This is a genomic window from Geomonas propionica (assembly GCF_016458235.1).
GTDB classification, from domain to species: Bacteria; Desulfobacterota; Desulfuromonadia; order Geobacterales; family Geobacteraceae; genus Geomonas; species Geomonas propionica.
The window spans coordinates 20,676-38,920 of sequence record NZ_JAEMHK010000013.1 but is presented as its reverse complement, the minus strand read 5'-3'; the positions used below and the strand labels follow the sequence as shown (position 1 = coordinate 38,920).

Below are 18,245 nucleotides of genomic sequence, written 5' to 3'. Positions count from 1 at the left end.
TCGCATCGGCCTCACGCCGCTTGAGCTTGAGCCGAAGTTATTGCATTGAAGTGGGTTACTCCCCTTTTCCCGCCAATTTCTCTTCCAGCTCGGCCACCCGTTTCTCCAGCGCGGAGAGGGTTTTCCTGAACTCGGGGAGCTTGGGGACCAGGGTGGAACTCTTGAGCCATTCGCGGTGCGGCATCACCGGGGTCCCGGACAGGATCTGGTTCGGCTCCACGTTGCCCGGCACGCCGGACTGGGCACCGATCATCACGTTGTCGCCGATCTTGATGTGGCCGGCGACGCCCACCTGGCCGCCCAGGATGACATGCTTGCCGAGCTGGCTGGAGCCTGAGATCCCAACCTGGGAGACAATCATGCAGTCCTCGCCGATCACGCAGTTGTGCCCGATCTGGACCAGGTTGTCGATCTTGGTGCCGCGCTTGACCCGGGTTACTTCCAGGGCGGCGCGGTCGATGACGGTGTTGGAACCGATCTCCACGTCGTCCTCGATGACCACGATGCCGATCTGCGGGATCTTGTACCAGGAGCTGCCGTCGGGGGCGTAGCCGAAGCCGTCAGAGCCGACCACGGTACCGTCGTGGATGGTGACCCGGTTGCCGATGCGGCAGCGCTCGCGGATGCTGACGTTGGCGTAGAGGGTGACGTCGTCGCCGACGCTGGCGCCCGGGTACAGCACCACGCCCGGGTAGAGGGTGACGCGGTCGCCGACGGTCACGCCGGGGCCGACGCTGGCGCCGGGGTAGATGGTGGCGTCCGCCCCGATCTTGGCGCCGGGAGCCACGAAGGAGCCGGGCAGCACGCCCAGCCGCGGCGGGTGCGACGTGTAGAACAGGGTCAGCAGTTTCGCGAAGGCCAGGTAGGGGTTGGCGTGGAAGATGGCGTTCTTGCCGTGGGTGTTGCCACCGATGCCCATGAGCACCGCCGAAGCGTTGGTGGTGGCCACCTTGCCGGCGTACTTGGGGTTGGCGAGGAAGGTGAGCTGCCCCTCCCCTGCGTCATCCAGGGTGGCCAGTCCGCCGATCAGGATCTCGCCGTCCCCGGAAACCGTGCCTCCCAGGTGCTCTGCGATCTCACGAAGTGTCTTTTTCATTCAAACCTCGACAATGTTCAACGTTCAATGTTCAACGTTCGTAAAGTGGGTGGCCTCAGGCCGCGCCCATCGTGACTTATTCCCTCTCAAAAACGACAATTCCCCCGAGCTTGAGAGGGCAGGAAGACTGCGCGCGCCATTGCGGATTGCAGTCCCTCTGCCCCCCTTTGGCAGGGGGGGAGGGTCTTAACGTCGAACGTTGAACGTTGAACGGGTTTTATTTTTTCCTGCTGTCGTTGAAGGCCTTCAGCACCGCGTCGGTCACGTCGGCGGCGGGGTCCACGTAGACCATGGTCTCCCTGCTGAAGATGGCGGTGTAGCCGCTCTTGCGACCGAACTCCTGGACCACCTTGCCGATCTCGTCGAGGATCTTGTTGGTGTACTCGGAGTTCTTCAGCTGCAGGTCGTCCTGGGCGTCCTTCAGGAAGCGCTGGTAGTCCTTCATCCCCTTCTGGTAGTCGCGATCTTTCGCACCACGGGCCGCCTCGTTCAGCAGCGCGGTTCCCTGGCTCTCCAGTTCGCCCTTCAGCTTGAGGAGCTCAGCTTCCTTGGCGGTCTTCTCGGCCTCGTACTTGGAGGCCTTCTGCATCAGTTGGTCCTTCGCGTCTTTGCCCGCGTCGGACTGCGACAGCACTTTCTGGATGTCAACGGAACCGATCTTGGAACCGTCGGCAGCCAGTACCGAAAGCGGAAGTGCCAGAACCAGCGAAATTGCCACGATGAAACGTTTCATGACTTGCTCCTTGCAGTGCATGGATTTAGAAAATGCTGCCGATCGAGAATTCGAATTTGCCTTTTTTGTTGTCGATCCCTTCCCTGGGGTTGATGGGAACCCCGTACTCCAGCCTCAGGGGGCCGATCGGAGAGTACCACCTGATGCCGCCGCCGTAGCTGGTCAGCACGGTGCCGAAGGTCTTGTCGAAGCTGTTGTCGCTGTTGCCTGCGTCGAAGAAGAGCACCCCTTTGAGCCCGGCGTCCTTCAAGAGCGGGAAGGTCCATTCCACGTTCGCCACTGCCTCGATCGAGCCTCCCAGGTAGACGCGGTTGTCCTTGGGCTTGTCCGCATAGCCGTTGGCGTCCTTGTCGAAGACCGTGGTGGTCTTAAAGGGGCTCACCGTACGGGAGGAGAAGCCGCGCAGCGAGCTGATGCCGCCCAGGTAGAACTTCTCGTCGATGGGGATCTCTTTGCCACCATAGGACTGGACATAGCCCAAGGTGCCGCGCACGGAGCCCACGCCGTAGAACAGGGGATGGAACAGGGTGTTCTCGGTGATGTACTTCACGTACCGGTTGCTGCCGCCCAGGCCGGCGAACTCTATCGACAGGGAGTTCATCATCCCGATGGAGGGATCGAGGCGGTAATCGGTAGTGTTCCTGGAGATGCTGGCAATGACGGCGCTGGTGGTGGATTTCTTTTCCGGCTCCAGCACGGCGCCATCGTTGATGCTCTTTCTCAACTCCGGCGACTCGTCGAAGATGTCCTTGATCTCGTACTTATAGAGCCAGAAAGTACTGACCGTGTCGGAGAGGGGGTAGCCCGCCTTGATGTCGCCGCCGGTCGCCCTGCGGGTGTAGTCGAGGTACTGCCGCTCATTACGGTAGATGTCGCCGCCCAGGGTCCACTTGGTGTCCATGAAATAAGGATCGGTGAGGCCGAGGTTGTAGGTTTGCGACTTGCTCCCCAGCGATGCCGCCGCGGTCGCCTTGAGGCCAAGCCCCAGGAAGTTCGCCTGCTGCACGGAGCCCTGCCCGATGATGCCGTCCAGCGAGCTGTAACCGGCGCCGATGCTGAAGGTCCCGGTCGGTTTCTCCTTGACCTCGACGTTTATGTCGAGCTTGTCGGCGGTGCTTCCCTTGGCGGTGGCCAGGTTTGCCTCCTCGAAGAAGCCGGTGTTCATCAGGTTCTGCTTGCTTTTCTTAAGGGCGGTGGAGCTGTACTGGTCCCCTTCGTCGAGCTTCAGTTCGCGGCGCACCACCTTATCGCGAGTCTTCACGTTGCCGGTGATGTTGATCCGGTCGATGGTGACCTTCTGTCCCTTCTCCATGTCGAAGGTGATGTCGATGGTGTGGCTGTCGGCGTTCAGCTTGGTGAGCGGGTTGGCGTTGGCGAAGGCGTACCCCTTGTCGGCGTACAGGTCGGTCAGACCGAACACGTCGCTGCGCAGGTCGGCGCGGCTGAAGAGCTGGCCCGGCTTCTCCTTGAGCTTGCCGTTCAGCACGGTCTCGGTCTCCAACAGCTCGCCCTTGAAGCCCAGCTTGCCGATGCGGTACTGCTCGCCTTCGGTGATGCCGATGCTCACCCTGAGGCCCTTGCGGTCCGGGAGCAGTTCCACCTTCGGCTCGCCGACCTTCACGTTGACGTAGCCGTTGTTCATGTAGTATTCGGTGAGGAGGTTGACATCGTTTTTGAGCACCTCTTCCTTGTAGGTGCCCGCGCCGGTGAGCCAGGAAAGGAACCACTTCTCGCCGGTCTCCATGGTCTTCTTCAACTTCTTGTCCGGGAAGGCGCGGTTCCCTTCGAACTCGATCTTCTCGATCAGGACCTTGTCCCCTTCCTTGATACGGAAGATGACGTGGACGTCGGTATCGGAGCGCATGCTCAGGTCGCCGGAGACCTCGGCGAGGTAGTACCCCTCGTCGGCGTAGAGCTTCTTCACCTTCTTGACGCTCTTTTGCAGGTCCTTGGGGGAGAAGACGCTGTTGGGCTTGATCTCGATCGCCTCGCGCACCTTGTCGGTGGAGAGTTCCTTGGCCCCCTCGATCTTCACCTCGCGCACGATCGGCTTTTCGGTGACCACGTACTCGAGGACCACGCCCCCGTCCTTGGTCTCGCTCTGCGCCTTGACGTCGGTGAAGTGGCCGAGTTTGTAGATGGCCCGGATGTCCGCGTCGACTTTGTCGGGGGTGACGACGTCGCCTGCCTTGAGACGGACCGCCTGAAGGACGGCTGCCGTCTCGATGCGGTGGTTGCCGCCGATCTTGATCGCCACGATCTTGATCGCCACGATCTTTTCGCCGGCCGCCTGCTCGCCGGCCGCCTTGTCGGCAGCGGTCTTTTCGGCAGCAGCCTTGTCCGCGGAGGTGGTATCGGTGGCCTTACCGGCCGCAGCCTGCTCGGCCTGGGCAGAAACCGAAAGACAAAGCATCAACTGTGCGGCAAGCAGGGTAGATATCGATTTACGCAGCAAAGGGTCCCCCGAAAAAGCCAAAGAAAATAATCATCAATAAAAAGAGAGGCGCGGTCAGGCCGCCTCGACTACCTTGCCGTCCACCATCCTGACGGTGCGCGCCATGCCGGCCGCGAGCTGCTCGTTGTGGGTCACGATCACCAGGGAGATGCCGGTGTTGCGCTGAATCTCGTACAAGAGCGCATGCACCTCTTCGCTGGTCTTCATGTCCAGGTTGCCGGTCGGTTCGTCAGCCAGAAGGAGCTTCGGCTCGCGCACCAGGGCCCGCGCAATGGCGACCCTTTGCTGTTCGCCGCCGGAGAGCTCACCCGGCCGGTGGGTGACCCGGTGGGAAAGCCCCACGTCCTTCAAAAGTTGGAGCGCGCGTCCTTCGCAGCGGGCGCGCTTCTCACCGCCGATCAGAAGCGGCATCATCACGTTTTCCAGCGCCGAGAACTCCGGCAGCAGGTGGTGGAACTGGAAGACGAAGCCGATGGAGCGGTTGCGAAACGAGGCCAGCGGCTGGTCGGCGAGGTTGAAGATCTTCTCGCCATCGAAGAGCACCTCGCCGGTGGTGGGACGATCGATGGTCCCCATCACGTGCAGCAGCGTACTCTTGCCGGCGCCGGAGGGACCCACCAGCGCGATGGTGTCGCCCGCCGCCACGATAAGGTCGATCCCCTTCAGGACCTCGACCTTGGCCTCACCGGTCCCGTAGGACTTGAACAGGTTCTTTACCTCGAGCAGGCTACTCATAGCGCAGCGCCTCGGCCGGGGCCATGCGCGAGGCGGCCCAGGAGGGGTACAGCGTCGCGGCGAAGGAGATCAGCACGGCGGTGACGCTGATCAGCACCACGTCGGAGGCCACCACCTGGGACGGGAAGTGGTCCAGGTAGTAGATGTCCTTGCTGAAAAGCTCGAAACCGGTCAGCTTCTGGATCACCGAGACGATCGGCTCCAGGTTGAGGGCGACCAGGAGTCCCCCCAGGACGCCCATGATGGTGCCCAAGACGCCGATGATGAGCCCTTCGAAGACGAAGATGCGCATGATGCTGCGGCTGGTCGCCCCCATCGACTTCAGTATCGCGATGTCGCGGGTCTTCTCCATGACCACCATGAACAGCGTGGAGGCGATGCCGAAGGCGGCCACCAGCACGATCAGGGTCAGGATGATGAACATCACGCTCTTCTCGGTCTTCAGCGCGAACAGGATGTTCTTGTTCATCTGCATCCAGTCGCGGGCATGGTACGGGGGGCCCAGTTCGCGGTCGATCTCCCGCGCCAGCTCGCCGGTCTTGTAGACGTCGCGCACCCTCAACTGGATGCCGGTCACCACGTCGCCAAGCCCCAGGAACTGCTGGGCTTCCTTGAGCGAAACGTAGGCGAGCGTCGAATCGTACTCGAACATGCCGGTGTTGAAGATGCCGGTGATGCGGAAGCGGTTCAGCTTGGGCATCATGCCGAGCGGGGTGATGTTCCCCATCGGAGAGATCACGTCCACCGTGTCACCCAGGAACAGTCCCAGGTTCTTGGCGAGCTCCTTACCGATCACCACGCCGGGGGTCTTGCCCACCTCGGGCTCCAGGGAATTCAAGTCCCCCTCGACCATCGACTTGTGCAGGTTGGTGACCTTGGCGTCGGTGGCGACGTCGATGCCGCGCAGCACGACTCCGGAAACGTTCTTGCCGGTGGAGAGCATGACCTGGTTGTAGATGAACGGGGTCGACGCGACCACGCCGTCTATGCTCTGAATTTTCTTCATCACCTGCGGGTAGTCCTGCACCGCGCCCAGGCTGTTTAAGACCACGACATGCGCGTTGGTCCCAAGGATCTTCTCCTTGAGGTCCTCTTCGAAGCCGGTCATCACGGCCAGCACGATGATGAGGGCCATGACCCCCAGCGCCACGCCAGCGACCGAGATCAGCGTGATCAGCGAGATGAAGGTCGATTTGCGCTTCGCCTTCAGGTAGCGCAGCCCTATGAAGAGCTCAAAGGGCATTATTTGCCCTCTTTGCGCAGCTGCGGGAACAGGATTACGTCGCGGATCGACGGGGAGTCGGTGAGGAGCATGACCAGGCGGTCGATGCCGATACCTTCGCCGGCGGTCGGCGGCAGGCCGTACTCCAGGGCGCGGATGTAGTCCTCGTCCATGTAGTGCGCCTCTTCGTCACCCTTGTCCTTGGCGGCCACCTGGGCCAGGAAGCGCTCCTTCTGGTCGCGCGGGTCGTTCAGCTCCGAGAAGGCGTTGGCCATCTCGCGCCCGGCGCAGAAGAACTCGAAGCGGTCCACGTAGTCGGGATCGTGATCGTTCTTCCTGGACAGCGGCGACACCTCGGTCGGGTAATTGGTGATGAAGGTCGGCTGGATCAGCTTGGTCTCGGCGACTTCCTCGAAGATCTCGGTGATCAGTTTGCCGTAGCCGATGTCCTCGGTGAGCTCCAGCCCGATTTTCTGAGCGTAGGCGTAGGCGAGGTCGCGGTCCTCGAGGGACTTGGCGTCGATGTCGCCGTACTCAAGGATCGCCTCTTTCACGGTGAACCGCTTCCAGGGGCGCTGGAAGCTAATCGGCTCGCCGCCGTAGGTGAAGTCCAGCGTCCCCAGGAGTTCCTGGGCCACGTGGCAGAGCAGCTCCTCGGTGAAGTTCATCAGGTCCTCGAAGGTCGCGTAGGCCTGGTAGAACTCCATCATGGTGAACTCGGGATTGTGGCGTACCGAGATCCCTTCGTTACGGAAGTTGCGGTTGATCTCGAAGACGCGCTCGAAACCGCCCACCACCAGGCGCTTCAGGTAGAGCTCCGGGGCGATGCGCAGGAACAGTTCCATGTCCAGCGCGTTGTGGTGGGTCACGAACGGCTTCGCGGTGGCGCCGCCGGGGATCGGGTGCATCATCGGGGTCTCGACTTCCAGGAAGTCGTTCTTGGTCATGAACTCGCGGATGAGATGCACGACCTTGGAGCGCTTGTAGAATACCTCGCGCACCTCCGGGGAAACGATCAGGTCGACGTAGCGCTGACGGTAGCGGGTCTCCACGTCGGTCAGGCCGTGGAACTTCTCCGGCAGCGGCAGCAGCGACTTGGTCAAGAGGCGCACGGTGGTGACCGCCAGGGAAAGCTCGCCGGTCTTGGTCCTGAACGGGGTGCCGGTGGCGCCGATGATGTCGCCGATATCATAGTTCTCGAACTCGGCGAAGAGCTCCTCGCCGATGGTGTCCTTCTTCAGGTAAAGCTGCATGCGCCCCTTGCGGTCCTGCACCTGCACGAAGGCGGCCTTGCCGAAAGAGCGGCGCATGATGATGCGGCCGGCGACCACGAAGGTCTGCGGGTCATCCTCGATCACTTCCTTGTCGCCGTAGGCATCGCGCACGTCGGCGGAGGTATGCTGAGGCTTATAATCGTTCGGGTACGGGTTGATACCCGCCTCCCACAATGCATCTACCTTGCGTCTTCTCTGCAGCAGCAGTTCGCTCAACTCTTCCATGTTATCTGCAACCTTTCTTTACCGCGTTGGGCTGTGAAACAATCCGTCAAACTAAACTATTTGCGTCAATCAAGTCAAGGGAAAAGGGGTACGGCTGAGCCTGCTGACTGAAGGCTAAAGCCGTATCCTTTCTGACAAATCCAGCTACTGGAACTTGACTGTGACCGGGAGCTGGAAGTACGGGATCGTGGCAGTGGCTATGGTATTGCCAAGCTGTCCGCTCTCGTTGTCCCCCCAGGCATACCAGGTTCCGTTGACCAAGGCGAAGGAACTGGTCCCGAAGGCGGCGATGTCGGTAACTCCGTAGAACCTGTCGTCGGTCGCCGCGGATTTGAGAGCATAGACGAACTCGAAGCTGCTGGTCGAGGTGTCGTTGCCGCCGGGGCTCAGCGCGCGGTTGTTGCCCAACTGGCCTCTGTCGTTGTAGCCCACGCCCTGGACGAACCAACTCCCGTCACTGCCGTCGTTGTTGCGTGGCCCCATGAGGAGCAGGAGGTGGTTGATGCCGGTGGCGATCTTCTTGATGACATTGCCGTCCGTGGCGGCAATGGACAGCACCGGGATGGGGGTGGCCGTTTGCTGCAGCACATCCGGATCTTGCGCCAACTCCCCCCCGGTTGTTTTTGTGGGGTCATTGACGTCCTTGTAGCCGTTGTAGCCCCAGCCCCAAAGTGTCTGGGCACCCGAGACGTTCTCTTCGAGCGCATAGCTGGTCCTCGACGAGGCTGCGACCCTGGTGATCGCGCCGCCGTTGGTTACCGGGATGGTTACCTTGCGCGGGCTCGAAATAGCAGTCGAGTAGGTGCCGAGCACACCGGACTGGCCTTTACGGTTGTCCCCCCACGCGTAGACCGACCCGTCGCCCATGAGGGCAAGGGAGTGGAAGCCGTTGGCGGCGACCTGGACCGCCTTCAGCGCAGTCAGGTCCTCATCCGCGTGGCCACGGATGATCTTCTCGGGAACCTTGAAGTTTGCCGTGGTGCCGGTACCGAGCTGGTGGTTGAGGTTGTAGCCCCAGGCATACAGCTCATCGTTGGCGACGGCGAGGGAGTGGTATGCTCCTGCGGCGATGTCAGTCACCGTGGTGACGGTGTCGGGGAGGGAAACCTTCACCGGCGAGGATTTGAAGGCATCCGGGTAGGTGGTCAAGGCATCTTTGTTCCCCAACTGGCCGTAGAGGTTGTAGCCCCAGGCATAGATTTCAGTGCCGTTGGTGACCATGGTATGGGCGACGCCGGCGACACCCTTAGTCATGTTCGCTATACCCGGTACCAGTACGGCGATCTCACGCTCCTTGAGGGTCCCGTCGCCCAACTGGCCGAAACCGTTGTACCCCATAGTGTAGACAGAGTCGTTTTTCAACAGAACGCTGTGCTCGTAGAAGATGGGGACCGTGGAGGGGATGTGGTCGCTGGAAGATGAACCGCCGCAACCGGAGAGTGCGGCAGTAAGAAGCCCGGCGCAGATCAAAAGCCCGAAACGCCTGCATTTTTGCATATGATAGACCCCTTGAAGGTTAATTCGATCCGGCGGATTTAACTATACATAAAAGGGAATGTCAAGGACGGACTCCGGGGGATGGCAGTTGACATGCCGCGGCAGTTGCATGTAATAATGGCCCTTTTACAAAACGATACAAAGGTTAATAAAACAATACGGAGGCAGTCATGGCTATCGAGCCGAACAAGGTCATCTACTCGATGATCGGTGTGAGCAAGTTTTACGACAAGAAACCGGTGCTGAAAGACATCTACCTCTCCTATTTCTACGGCGCCAAGATCGGCGTGCTCGGCCTGAACGGCTCCGGCAAAAGCTCCCTGTTGAAGATCCTCGCCGGCGTGGACAAGGAATTCAACGGCAAGACCATCCTCTCCCCGGGTTACACGGTGGGCTACCTGGAGCAGGAGCCGAACCTCGACCCGAGCAAGACCGTGCGCCAGTGCGTCGAGGAAGGCGTGCAGGAAGTGGTCGACTTGGTCAACGAGTTCAACGAGATAAACATGAAGTTCGGCGAGGAGATGACCGACGCCGAGATGGAGAAGCTTTGCGACCGCCAGGCCAAGGTGCAGGAGAAGCTGGACCACCTGGACGCCTGGGACCTGGACAGCCGCCTGGAGCTCGCCATGGACGCGCTGCGCTGCCCGCCGCCCGAGACCAACGTCGCCAACCTCTCCGGTGGTGAAAAGCGCCGCGTCGCCCTGTGCCGCCTGCTGCTGCAGAAGCCGGACATCCTCCTTCTGGACGAGCCTACCAACCACCTGGACGCCGAGAGCGTTGCTTGGCTGGAGCAGCACCTGCAGCGCTACGCCGGCACCATCATCGCCGTCACCCACGACCGTTACTTCCTGGACAACGTGGCCGGCTGGATCCTGGAGCTCGACCGCGGCCAGGGGATCCCGTGGCAGGGGAACTACTCTTCGTGGCTGGAGCAGAAGGAGAAGCGCCTGGCCCAGGAGGAGAAGACCGAGAGCGAGCGCCAGAAGACTCTGAAGCGCGAGCTGGAGTGGATCAGGATGTCCCCCAAGGGGCGTCACGCCAAGGGAAAGGCGCGCATCAACTCCTACGAGGAGATGCTGAACACCGAGAGCGAGCAGCGAGGCAAGGACCTGGAGATCTTCATTCCGCCCGGGCCGCGTCTGGGTGGTGTGGTGGTCGAGGCGGAGAACGTCAGCAAGGGGTACGCCGACAAACTCCTCATCGAGGGGATGGAGTTCCGTCTCCCGCCGGGCGGCATCGTCGGCGTTATCGGCCCCAACGGCGCCGGCAAGACCACCCTGTTCCGCATGATCACCGGCGAGGAGAAGCCGGATTCCGGCAGCTTCAAGACTGGCGACACCGTGAAGCTCTCCTATGTGGACCAGAGCAGGGACGCCCTTGATCCGGACAAGACCATCTGGGAGGTGATCTCGGACGGGCAGGAGCAATTGCAGCTTGGCAAGCAGCTGGTAAACTCCCGCGCCTACGTAGCCCGTTTCAACTTCTCCGGCGGCGATCAGCAGAAGAAGGTCGGCATGCTTTCCGGCGGCGAGCGTAACCGCGTGCACCTGGCCAAGATGCTCAAGGAAGGCGGCAACGTCATCCTGCTCGACGAACCGACCAACGACCTCGACGTCAACACCATGCGTGCTTTGGAAGAGGCGCTGGAGAACTTCGCCGGCTGCGCCGTGGTCATCTCCCACGACCGTTGGTTCCTGGACAGGATTGCCACCCACATTCTCGCTTTTGAGGGGGACAGCAAGGTGGTCTGGTTCGAGGGGAACTACTCCGAGTACGAGGAAGACCGCCACGCCCGCCTGGGTACCGCCGCCGACCAGCCGCACCGCATCAGGTACCGCCAACTCACCCGCGCCTAGACGGCGGAGGCGGGAAAGTAAAAAGGGGGCGGCCGAAAATCGGCCGCCCCCTTCCTGTTTATGCGCTCCTGTAGGGGCGAATAATTATTCGCCCACCTCGCCCCCACCCTTCCTAGCCACCCCGTACACCACCTCGTAGGTCGCCGGCACGCCGTCCTCCCTGCCGAAGCGCTTGCGGTAGCTCGCCATCATCTCCAACATCACCCGCCGCTCCGACAGTCCCCTGCCGCTGGCCGGCGCCGTGCTCCCCGCCCCGATCTTCTTCAGCGAGCGGAGCAGTTCCGGCACGTCCGGGTGCATTTCCACCTCCAGCTCCGAGCCGACCCGAGCTGCCTCGAAGCCCGCCCGCTCCAGCGCGGCTAACACCTCGTCATTGGCGAAAAAGCTGTGGGTGCGGTCGGCGCCCCCATCGAGCACCGCCCGGTACGACTCGCGCAACTCGAACAGGGTGCGCTCCCCGAAAAGGGCGAAGCAGAACACCCCGCCCGGCTTCAGCACGCGCCGCGCCTCGGCGAAAGCCTGGTCCAAGGTCGCCAGCCATTGATAGGTCGAGGTGGAAACAACGACGTCGAAGCTCTCGGCGTCGAACGGCAGCGACTCGGCGTCCGCGTTCAGCATGCGCACCCGTCTGCCGGCCAGCGCGCTGGCGGCGGCCTCGCACATGCCCGGCGCGAGATCCACCCCGACGGCCTCCATCTCCGGGTAGAGCTCGGTCAAACGCGCCAACAGCCTGCCGGTCCCGGCGCCGATGTCGAGCAGGGACGCCGGCGCCACCCGCTCCGCCTGCAGCAGGCCGAGCACCTTGTCCACCACGCGCCCCTGCACCACCGCGTGCCGGTCATAATCGATCGCCTGCCGGTGGAACGACTCGCGCACCTTGTCTCTGTTTATCTCTGCCGCCATCGATACCTTCTGAATTAAAAACTAGAGCGCTGCGATGAAATCGCGAAGCACCACGTTGAACCGCTCGGGTCTGGTCATGAAAGGCGCGTGCCCGCACCCCTGGAATTTCTCCAGCCGCGCCATCGGGAGGTGCTGCGCCAGATATTCAGAGGCAGCGACGGGGCAGACCGTATCCTGTTCACCGTGAATGACCAGCACCGGCCGGTCCACCTGCGGCAGTCCTTCCCGCAGGTCGGCGGTGGAAAGGATGTTCAGCGATTGCATCACCGCCTCGTGGTCGGCAGAGCGCCCCCCCAGCACAATCTCGTGCACGATGCGCTGGTAGAGATCATGGTCCAGTTCCCCCTCCGCGAACATCCCCTTGAAGAAATCGCCCATGGTCTTTTGGTGGTCGCGCCGCAGGCGCAGCCCCATCCCCTTCACCTCGACCGGCGCCTTGCCGTGCGGGTAGTCGTCCGAGCTCGCGTACCTGGCGTTGCCCCCCACCAGCACCATGCCGGCCAGGCGGGAGCGCAGCGCCGGGAAAGCCTGCAGCACGACCTGTACCCCCATCGACCACCCCACGAGAACCGCGTCTTGCAAGGCCAGTTCCTCAAAGAGAGCGGCCAGGTCAGAAGCGTAGTCATCGATGGTGTAGGACGAGGCCGGTGCGGAATGGCCGTGGCCGCGCAGGTCCACAAAGATGAGCCGTGCCGCGTCCTGCAACTCCTGCTGGAAACGCCAGGCCCTGCCGGACATGGCCCAGCCGTGGACAAAAACAACCGGTCGTCCAGCTCCTGTCTCCTGAAAATGAAGGGTCATCAGAGTGTTGGTCCTTTCTACAAACCATGAAAAGTAGTTACGCAAAGAACACGAAGCATGCGCGAAGCACGCGATGAATTCCTGATGCGGGTTAAACCGAGACCAAGTTTTCCAGTGGTTTGTTCTTCTTCGCGCTCTTTGCGACTACTCTGCGCTCTTCGCGTAACAGCTTTGAATCTTTAAACTACCCCAAGCTTTTTCCCAACCCGCGCGATGGTGTCGGCCGCGGCTTCGAGATCGGCGGGTTCGTGCGTTGCCATGATGGTGCAGCGCAGGCGGCAGCTCCCGGCCGGAACAGTGGGCGGCCTGATCCCCTGCACAAAGATCCCCTCTTCCAAAAGCTCCCGGCTGAACTGCATGGTCGCCTCGGCCGGCCCAACGAAGATCGGGACGATCTGGGTCTCGCTCCCCATGGTATCGAAGCCAGCAGCGGCCAACTTGCCCTTGAACAGTGCCACGTTCGCCGCCAGCCGGTCCCGCAGCTCCTTGCCCTCACGGGAATCGACCAGGTCCAGCGCCGCGACGGACGGAGCCAGGACCGCCGGAGGCAGCGAGGTGGAAAAGATGAAACTGCGCGCCTTGTTCACCAGGTACTCGCAGATCTCTGCTGACGCGGCCGCATAGGCGCCGAAGCTCCCGAGCCCCTTGCCCAGCGTCCCCATGTGGATGTCGACGCCGTCCATAACCCCGAGGAGTTCGGCCGTGCCGCGTCCGGTCGCACCGAGAACGCCGGTGCCGTGGGCATCGTCGACCATGAGCAGGGCATCGTGCTGCCGGGCGAGCTGCACCATCCGCTGCAGGGGAGCGATGTCGCCGTCCATACTGAAGACGCCGTCGGTGACGATCAGGCGCCGACCGGTGCCCGCCTTTTCCTGAAGCAGCCGCTCCAGGGCCGCCATGTCCCGGTGCGGGAAACGGTGAAAATTCGCCCGCGACAAGAGTGCGCCGTCGACGATGCTGGCATGGTTCAACTTGTCCGAGAAGATGTCGTCGCCACGGCCGACCAGGGCGGAGATGATTCCGGTGTTGGCGGCATAGCCGGAGTTGAACACCAGCGCTTTTTCGGTTCGCTTGAACCGGGCGATACGCTCCTCCAGTTCCATGTGCAGTTCCATGGTGCCGGAAACCAGGCGGGAGGCGCCGCTTCCTGTCCCCAAAGCCGCACCGAAGACCGCCGCCCTGCGCAGCGCGGCATGGTCGGCCAGCCCGAGATAGTTGTTGGAACAAAGCAGGAGCACCCGTTTGCCGTCCAAGTCGACGTGGCTCCCCTGCGCCCCTTTTATTACCCGCATGCTGCGGTACAGCCCTTGGGAACGCAACTGGTCCAGTTCTTCTGCGAATGTCTGCACAGCTTCTCCTTTCCATGCCGGGGTGAAAGTAGAGCCTTGTTATTAACACAGGCGCTCCGGTTCGTCAACCTGACAACCGACGATGGTTGACGAATACATATAGCTAGACATATGCACCTGAATTGACAGCGGAAAGGAGCAGCAGGCCGGTCTGGGCGCGACTTTAGGCGGAATTGCGCCCCCTTCGAACCGGGATATACTCTTAAAGTTTTTTTAATCCAACCACTGTCCCATCTTGCTACTTGCCCCGCAGAACCATCAGGAGAGCCGCCATGCCGCATCTCCAAAGCCACAACGGATACAGCTCGTTGATGGAGCGCCTGGAAAGATTCCCCGAGGGCGCTCCCCCCTCAGAATTGTTCGCCAAGATACTCGCCCTGCTATTCACCGAACAGGAGGCCAAGCTCGTGGGGCAACTCCCCATGCACCCCTTCTCGGCGGCACGAGCGGCCCACGTCTGGGGTGTGCGGGAAGTCGAGGCCTACCGCACCCTGGAAGGGCTGGCCGAGCGGGGCTTGCTGCTGGACACGGAGCAGGAAGGGGAAAAGCTTTACATCCTGCCGCCTCCCATGGCGGGATTTCTCGATTTCGTGCTGATGCGGGTCAGAAAGGACGTGGACCAGCCCGCCCTCAGCCGGCTGCTCAACCAGTATCTGAGCCAGGAAGAGGAGTTTATCCGCGACCTTTACACCGGCAGCACCCCAAGCACCAGGATCATGGTGGACGAGGAGCAGGTCCCCTCCTCCAACCTGGCGCGGCTATTCAACTATGAGCGGGCGAGCGAAGTGGTCCAGGGTGCCAAACGCATCGGCATCGGCACCTGCAGCTGCCGCCACAAGATGAGGCACGTCGGCAGGGCATGCTCCGCTCCCCTGGAGACCTGCATGGTCTTTGACGACCGGGCCGACTCTTTGATCCGACACGGACATGCGCGGGAGATAGGCCCCGAGCAGTGCCTGGAGCTCCTGCAGCAGAGTAGGGAGCAGAACCTGATCCAGGTGGCAGACAACGCGCAGTTCGGCGTCAGCTCCATCTGCAACTGCTGCAGCTGCTGCTGCGAAACCCTGATCCGGGCCCGCAAGTTCTGCAACCTCCAACTGGTCTGCAGCACCAACTACCTCGCGGAATTAACACCGCAACGCTGCAGCGGTTGCGGCCGCTGCGTTGACGCCTGCCCGGCTGAAGCCATGCGGCTGGTGTCGGCAAACGACCCGCAGCACCCCTGGCAGCGCAGATGCGTGCAGGACCAGGAGCGTTGCCTCGGCTGCGGCGTCTGCGTGAGGGTGTGCCGCACCAACTCCCTGGTTCTCATCCCCAAGGCCGAAAGAGTGGTGACCCCGGTGGACAACGCGCACCGGCTGGTGCTGATGGCCCTGGAGCGCGGCAAACTGCAGCACCTCATCTGGGACAACCGGGCCATGTTCAACCACCGCGCCATGGCGGCCCTGATCGGGGCCATCCTCAGGCTCCCGGCGGTGAAACAGAAGCTGGCCGCCAGTGAGCTCGGCTCCCGCTACCTGGGGGGGATGATGCAGAGGATCGCCGAGCGCTCCAGCCGGCTGCCCCTGCGGCTGTGACCTCGGGTTTGCACTTCACCGGGCAATGTGCTACTTTCGCCGCTGATCGTACCACATCGCTTCGGGAACAATGAAATGCGCGGATTGAAATACCTGGCAGGATACTCCGAACAAGTCACCTCCAAGGTGGAGCGCCTCCTGGCGAACAACGAGCTGGGGGGCGTTTTGCTGACCAAGTACCCCACCCCGCACCAGGTCAGGACCGACCGCGCGCTCTACGACTTCACCGTCAACCTGAAGAACGAATTCCTGCGCAAGTCGCAGCCACTCAGCAAGGTGAGCTACGACCCGAAGATCAGCGTGATCAACCACGCCCTCGGCCTGCACTCCTTCGTGTCCCGTGTCCAGGGCGCCAAGCTCACCGCCAAGCACGAGATCCGCATCGCCACGGTATTCAAGACCGCCCCCGTCGAGTTCCTGCGCATGATCGTGGTGCACGAACTGGCCCACCTCAAGGAGAAGGAGCACAACAAGGCCTTCTACCAGCTCTGCGAGTACATGGAGCCTGGCTACCACCAGCTCGAGTTCGACATGAGGCTGTACCTGACCCACCTCGACGCCTTCGGCCCGCTGTACCAGGAAGCCTGAGCTCCCCACCCGTCCGCGCACCTCGCCGTTCCCCCGCCATTGACAACTGAAGGCCTCCCGTTAGCATTTACTCTGTCAAAAATTAGCAACCACCAACCAATCACCACCCACCCCAACCTGGCACAAGGAGGATCCCATGTCGTTCGCACTCTACATCGTCGGGTTCATTCTGATTATCGCCGGCGTCGCCTGGGCTCTGGTCGCGGCAGGTGTGGCCATGTTCAAGATCGCCATCGTTGCCATCATCCTGCTCGGCATCGCCATCCTGAGCGGCGTGGTTAAGACCCGGCCCAAAGACCCGCCCCGGGGGCCGCTGGCCTGAATCTGCCGCAAAGCTCGGTGCCGGACAAAAAAAGAGACCCATCGGATATTTCGGATGGGTCTCTTTCATTCGGCAGACAGTAGGTCAGACTGCCAGCACTGTCGTCGGCACCGGCAGCGGTTCGCGTTTGGGACCTTCCACTTCCGTCTGCGGGGTGAAGGGCATTGCCAACACCCTGGAGAAGGTCAGCTGCTGCGGGTCCTGGCAGCCGGCCACCCCGATGTCCACCGAGTCCTGTAGCACGTTGAGGCGAATGGTGCCGTGCAGGTAATCGGGCCAGGCAAAGATGGTAGACCAGTTGGAATCCCTCTCCTCCCTCACCACCGAATGGTGGATTCCGTGCATGCGCGGAGTGACGATGACGCGACACAAGCGCCTCTCGACCCGATGGGGGAGCCTCAGATTCGAGTGATGGAACAGGATCTCCATGAGAGTAAGGGTCTGCCACAGAGCGAGGGCGAAGGGGGAGACGCCGATCAGGCGGACCTGCGCCGCACGCCAGGGGACCGAAAGGAGCAACTCACCGAAATGGAAGCGGAGCGCGGTGCTGGCATCGAGATCGAGATCGACGTGGTGCGGCCTGTGGAAGCGCCAGAGCAAGGGGACCTTGTGGGTCAGCACGTGCCATACAAAGAGCGTGTAGTCGAGGAGCAGGACGGAAAGCACCACCTCCGCCCACGCAGGAAGACCGAGGAGCTTTAAAAGCCCCAGGCGCTTTGACTGCACCCGCAGGGCCAGCGGTCCCACCACCGGCTTCTCGGCGAGCCCCACGGTGGCTGCGGCCAGGACCGAGAAGGCGGCGTTGCGGGCGTTGCGCCGCAGCTTGTCATCCCGGTCTTTCCTGAGCGGACGCCTGAGTTCCATGGCGGTAACCACGGCGACGGTGCCGAAGATCAGCATCCCGTTCAGCCACTTGGGGAGCTCCCCCTTCAATCGATCCCTTCGACCCGACATATCTTACTCCCCTTGCGCCGCTTGGTGCGACAACCCTGCAGTGACAGACCTCATGACCGCTCCCCTGCCACCCGGTGTACCAGTTCGGCAGCGGCGGTCCAGGCGACATGATTTCCCAACTCCTTCGCGCTCGGCTGCCAGGGAATGTGACGCAGAGTCGGCGACACCCCGAGCAGCGGCGCTATCACTCCGTCGCAGGCACAGAAGAAGGGGACGGCGAAGGGAAGCCCGCCCCAGCGGGTGAGGCGCGGGAACTTCGCCGCGAGCCTGCCGTGGATAATGCCCCAGCCCAGGCCGTAGAGAATACTGAAACCGGCACTGGCGCGTTTCTTCTCCACGGCGCTCAGCCTGCGGCCAAGCAGTTTCGAGGCGAGGTAGGGCCCGGCCATCTGGTGGGCCGGCGCCTCGCGCACCCGCCGATCACGCCTCTTCTGCTTTGTGCTCACCAGCCGGTCCAGTACCTTGTCGCTGCCGGCCGCCACCGCACCGGCGATCAAGCCGGCCGCCATGGCCGTAAGGACCGGGTGTTGTGCCACCAAGGACCGCAAGCCGTCTTCCGTGGACATGACAGCCTCCTTCGCGCCTGCATCGTCGTTTGATTTTTCCAGTGGTCCGGACAATTCCCCCATTGTAGTCCGGGCAGGTCATCTGTCAATTT

Annotated in this window: 16 protein-coding genes; 4 read left to right on the top strand and 12 right to left on the bottom strand. The window is 62.1% G+C overall.

Annotated features, from left to right (window positions below; translation table 11 throughout):
* Positions 1-55: 55 nt before the first annotated feature.
* The 7 genes from lpxD to JFN90_RS16250 form a co-directional block, all read right to left on the bottom strand.
* Complete coding sequence (gene lpxD / locus JFN90_RS16280; RefSeq protein ID WP_199396185.1) at positions 56-1,096, bottom strand: UDP-3-O-(3-hydroxymyristoyl)glucosamine N-acyltransferase; 1,041 nt, start codon at positions 1,094-1,096, stop codon at positions 56-58.
* Positions 1,097-1,313: 217 nt separating this feature from the next.
* A complete protein-coding gene (locus tag JFN90_RS16275; RefSeq protein ID WP_199396184.1) occupies positions 1,314-1,829 on the bottom strand; it encodes an OmpH family outer membrane protein in 516 nt (171 codons plus the stop codon).
* 25 nt (positions 1,830-1,854) lie between these two features.
* Positions 1,855-4,284, bottom strand: coding sequence for an outer membrane protein assembly factor BamA (bamA, locus tag JFN90_RS16270; protein ID WP_236019035.1), 2,430 nt, complete (start codon positions 4,282-4,284; stop codon positions 1,855-1,857).
* Between the two features lie 54 nt (positions 4,285-4,338).
* Entirely contained in the window at positions 4,339-5,019 is a 681-nt protein-coding gene (locus JFN90_RS16265) for an ABC transporter ATP-binding protein (RefSeq protein ID WP_199396183.1), read from the bottom strand.
* Positions 5,012-6,262, bottom strand: a complete 1,251-nt coding sequence (locus JFN90_RS16260; protein ID WP_199396182.1) for a lipoprotein-releasing ABC transporter permease subunit — start codon at positions 6,260-6,262, stop codon at positions 5,012-5,014. The genes JFN90_RS16265 and JFN90_RS16260 overlap by 8 nt, the downstream gene beginning before the upstream one ends.
* Positions 6,262-7,740, bottom strand: a complete 1,479-nt coding sequence (gene lysS / locus JFN90_RS16255) for a lysine--tRNA ligase (RefSeq protein ID WP_199396181.1) — start codon at positions 7,738-7,740, stop codon at positions 6,262-6,264. Before lysS ends, JFN90_RS16260 begins: the two co-directional genes overlap by 1 nt.
* Positions 7,741-7,884: 144 nt before the next feature.
* The gene (locus tag JFN90_RS16250; RefSeq protein ID WP_199396180.1) at positions 7,885-9,237 is read right to left on the bottom strand and encodes an RCC1 domain-containing protein; all 1,353 of its coding nucleotides are present in this window, start codon (positions 9,235-9,237) and stop codon (positions 7,885-7,887) included.
* A gap of 170 nt (positions 9,238-9,407) precedes the next feature.
* Between JFN90_RS16250 and ettA the strand changes: the two genes are divergently transcribed.
* Positions 9,408-11,093: an energy-dependent translational throttle protein EttA gene (gene ettA, locus JFN90_RS16245; protein ID WP_199396179.1), complete on the top strand. Its 1,686-nt coding sequence runs from the start codon at positions 9,408-9,410 to the stop codon at positions 11,091-11,093.
* An 84-nt stretch (positions 11,094-11,177) separates the two neighbouring features.
* Here the strand turns inward: ettA and bioC are convergent, their stop codons facing one another.
* The 3 genes from bioC to bioF form a co-directional block, all read right to left on the bottom strand.
* Positions 11,178-11,996 (bottom strand): malonyl-ACP O-methyltransferase BioC, encoded by an 819-nt coding sequence (gene bioC / locus JFN90_RS16240; protein ID WP_199396178.1) that lies wholly within the window; start codon positions 11,994-11,996, stop codon positions 11,178-11,180.
* A gap of 21 nt (positions 11,997-12,017) precedes the next feature.
* Entirely contained in the window at positions 12,018-12,797 is a 780-nt protein-coding gene (locus tag JFN90_RS16235; RefSeq protein WP_199396177.1) for an alpha/beta fold hydrolase, read from the bottom strand.
* Between the two features lie 179 nt (positions 12,798-12,976).
* Positions 12,977-14,146: an 8-amino-7-oxononanoate synthase gene (bioF, locus tag JFN90_RS16230; RefSeq protein WP_199396176.1), complete on the bottom strand. Its 1,170-nt coding sequence runs from the start codon at positions 14,144-14,146 to the stop codon at positions 12,977-12,979.
* A 272-nt stretch (positions 14,147-14,418) separates the two neighbouring features.
* Here bioF and JFN90_RS16225 point away from each other — a divergent pair, with 272 nt between their 5' ends.
* The 3 genes from JFN90_RS16225 to JFN90_RS16215 all read left to right on the top strand — a co-directional run bounded on the left by JFN90_RS16225 (position 14,419) and on the right by JFN90_RS16215 (position 16,633).
* Entirely contained in the window at positions 14,419-15,723 is a 1,305-nt protein-coding gene (locus JFN90_RS16225) for a 4Fe-4S dicluster domain-containing protein (RefSeq protein WP_199396175.1), read from the top strand.
* Positions 15,724-15,798: 75 nt separating this feature from the next.
* Positions 15,799-16,311, top strand: a complete 513-nt coding sequence (locus JFN90_RS16220) for a M48 metallopeptidase family protein (RefSeq protein WP_199396174.1) — start codon at positions 15,799-15,801, stop codon at positions 16,309-16,311.
* A gap of 136 nt (positions 16,312-16,447) precedes the next feature.
* The gene (locus JFN90_RS16215; protein WP_199396173.1) at positions 16,448-16,633 is read left to right on the top strand and encodes a hypothetical protein; all 186 of its coding nucleotides are present in this window, start codon (positions 16,448-16,450) and stop codon (positions 16,631-16,633) included.
* A gap of 84 nt (positions 16,634-16,717) precedes the next feature.
* On the opposite strand, the gene JFN90_RS16210 is transcribed toward JFN90_RS16215, so the two are convergent.
* Both JFN90_RS16210 and JFN90_RS16205 read right to left on the bottom strand, forming a co-directional pair.
* The gene (locus tag JFN90_RS16210) at positions 16,718-17,587 is read right to left on the bottom strand and encodes a sterol desaturase family protein (protein WP_199396172.1); all 870 of its coding nucleotides are present in this window, start codon (positions 17,585-17,587) and stop codon (positions 16,718-16,720) included.
* Positions 17,588-17,637: 50 nt separating this feature from the next.
* Positions 17,638-18,153 (bottom strand): DUF1440 domain-containing protein, encoded by a 516-nt coding sequence (locus JFN90_RS16205; RefSeq protein WP_199396171.1) that lies wholly within the window; start codon positions 18,151-18,153, stop codon positions 17,638-17,640.
* Between the last annotated feature and the right edge of the window lie 92 nt (positions 18,154-18,245).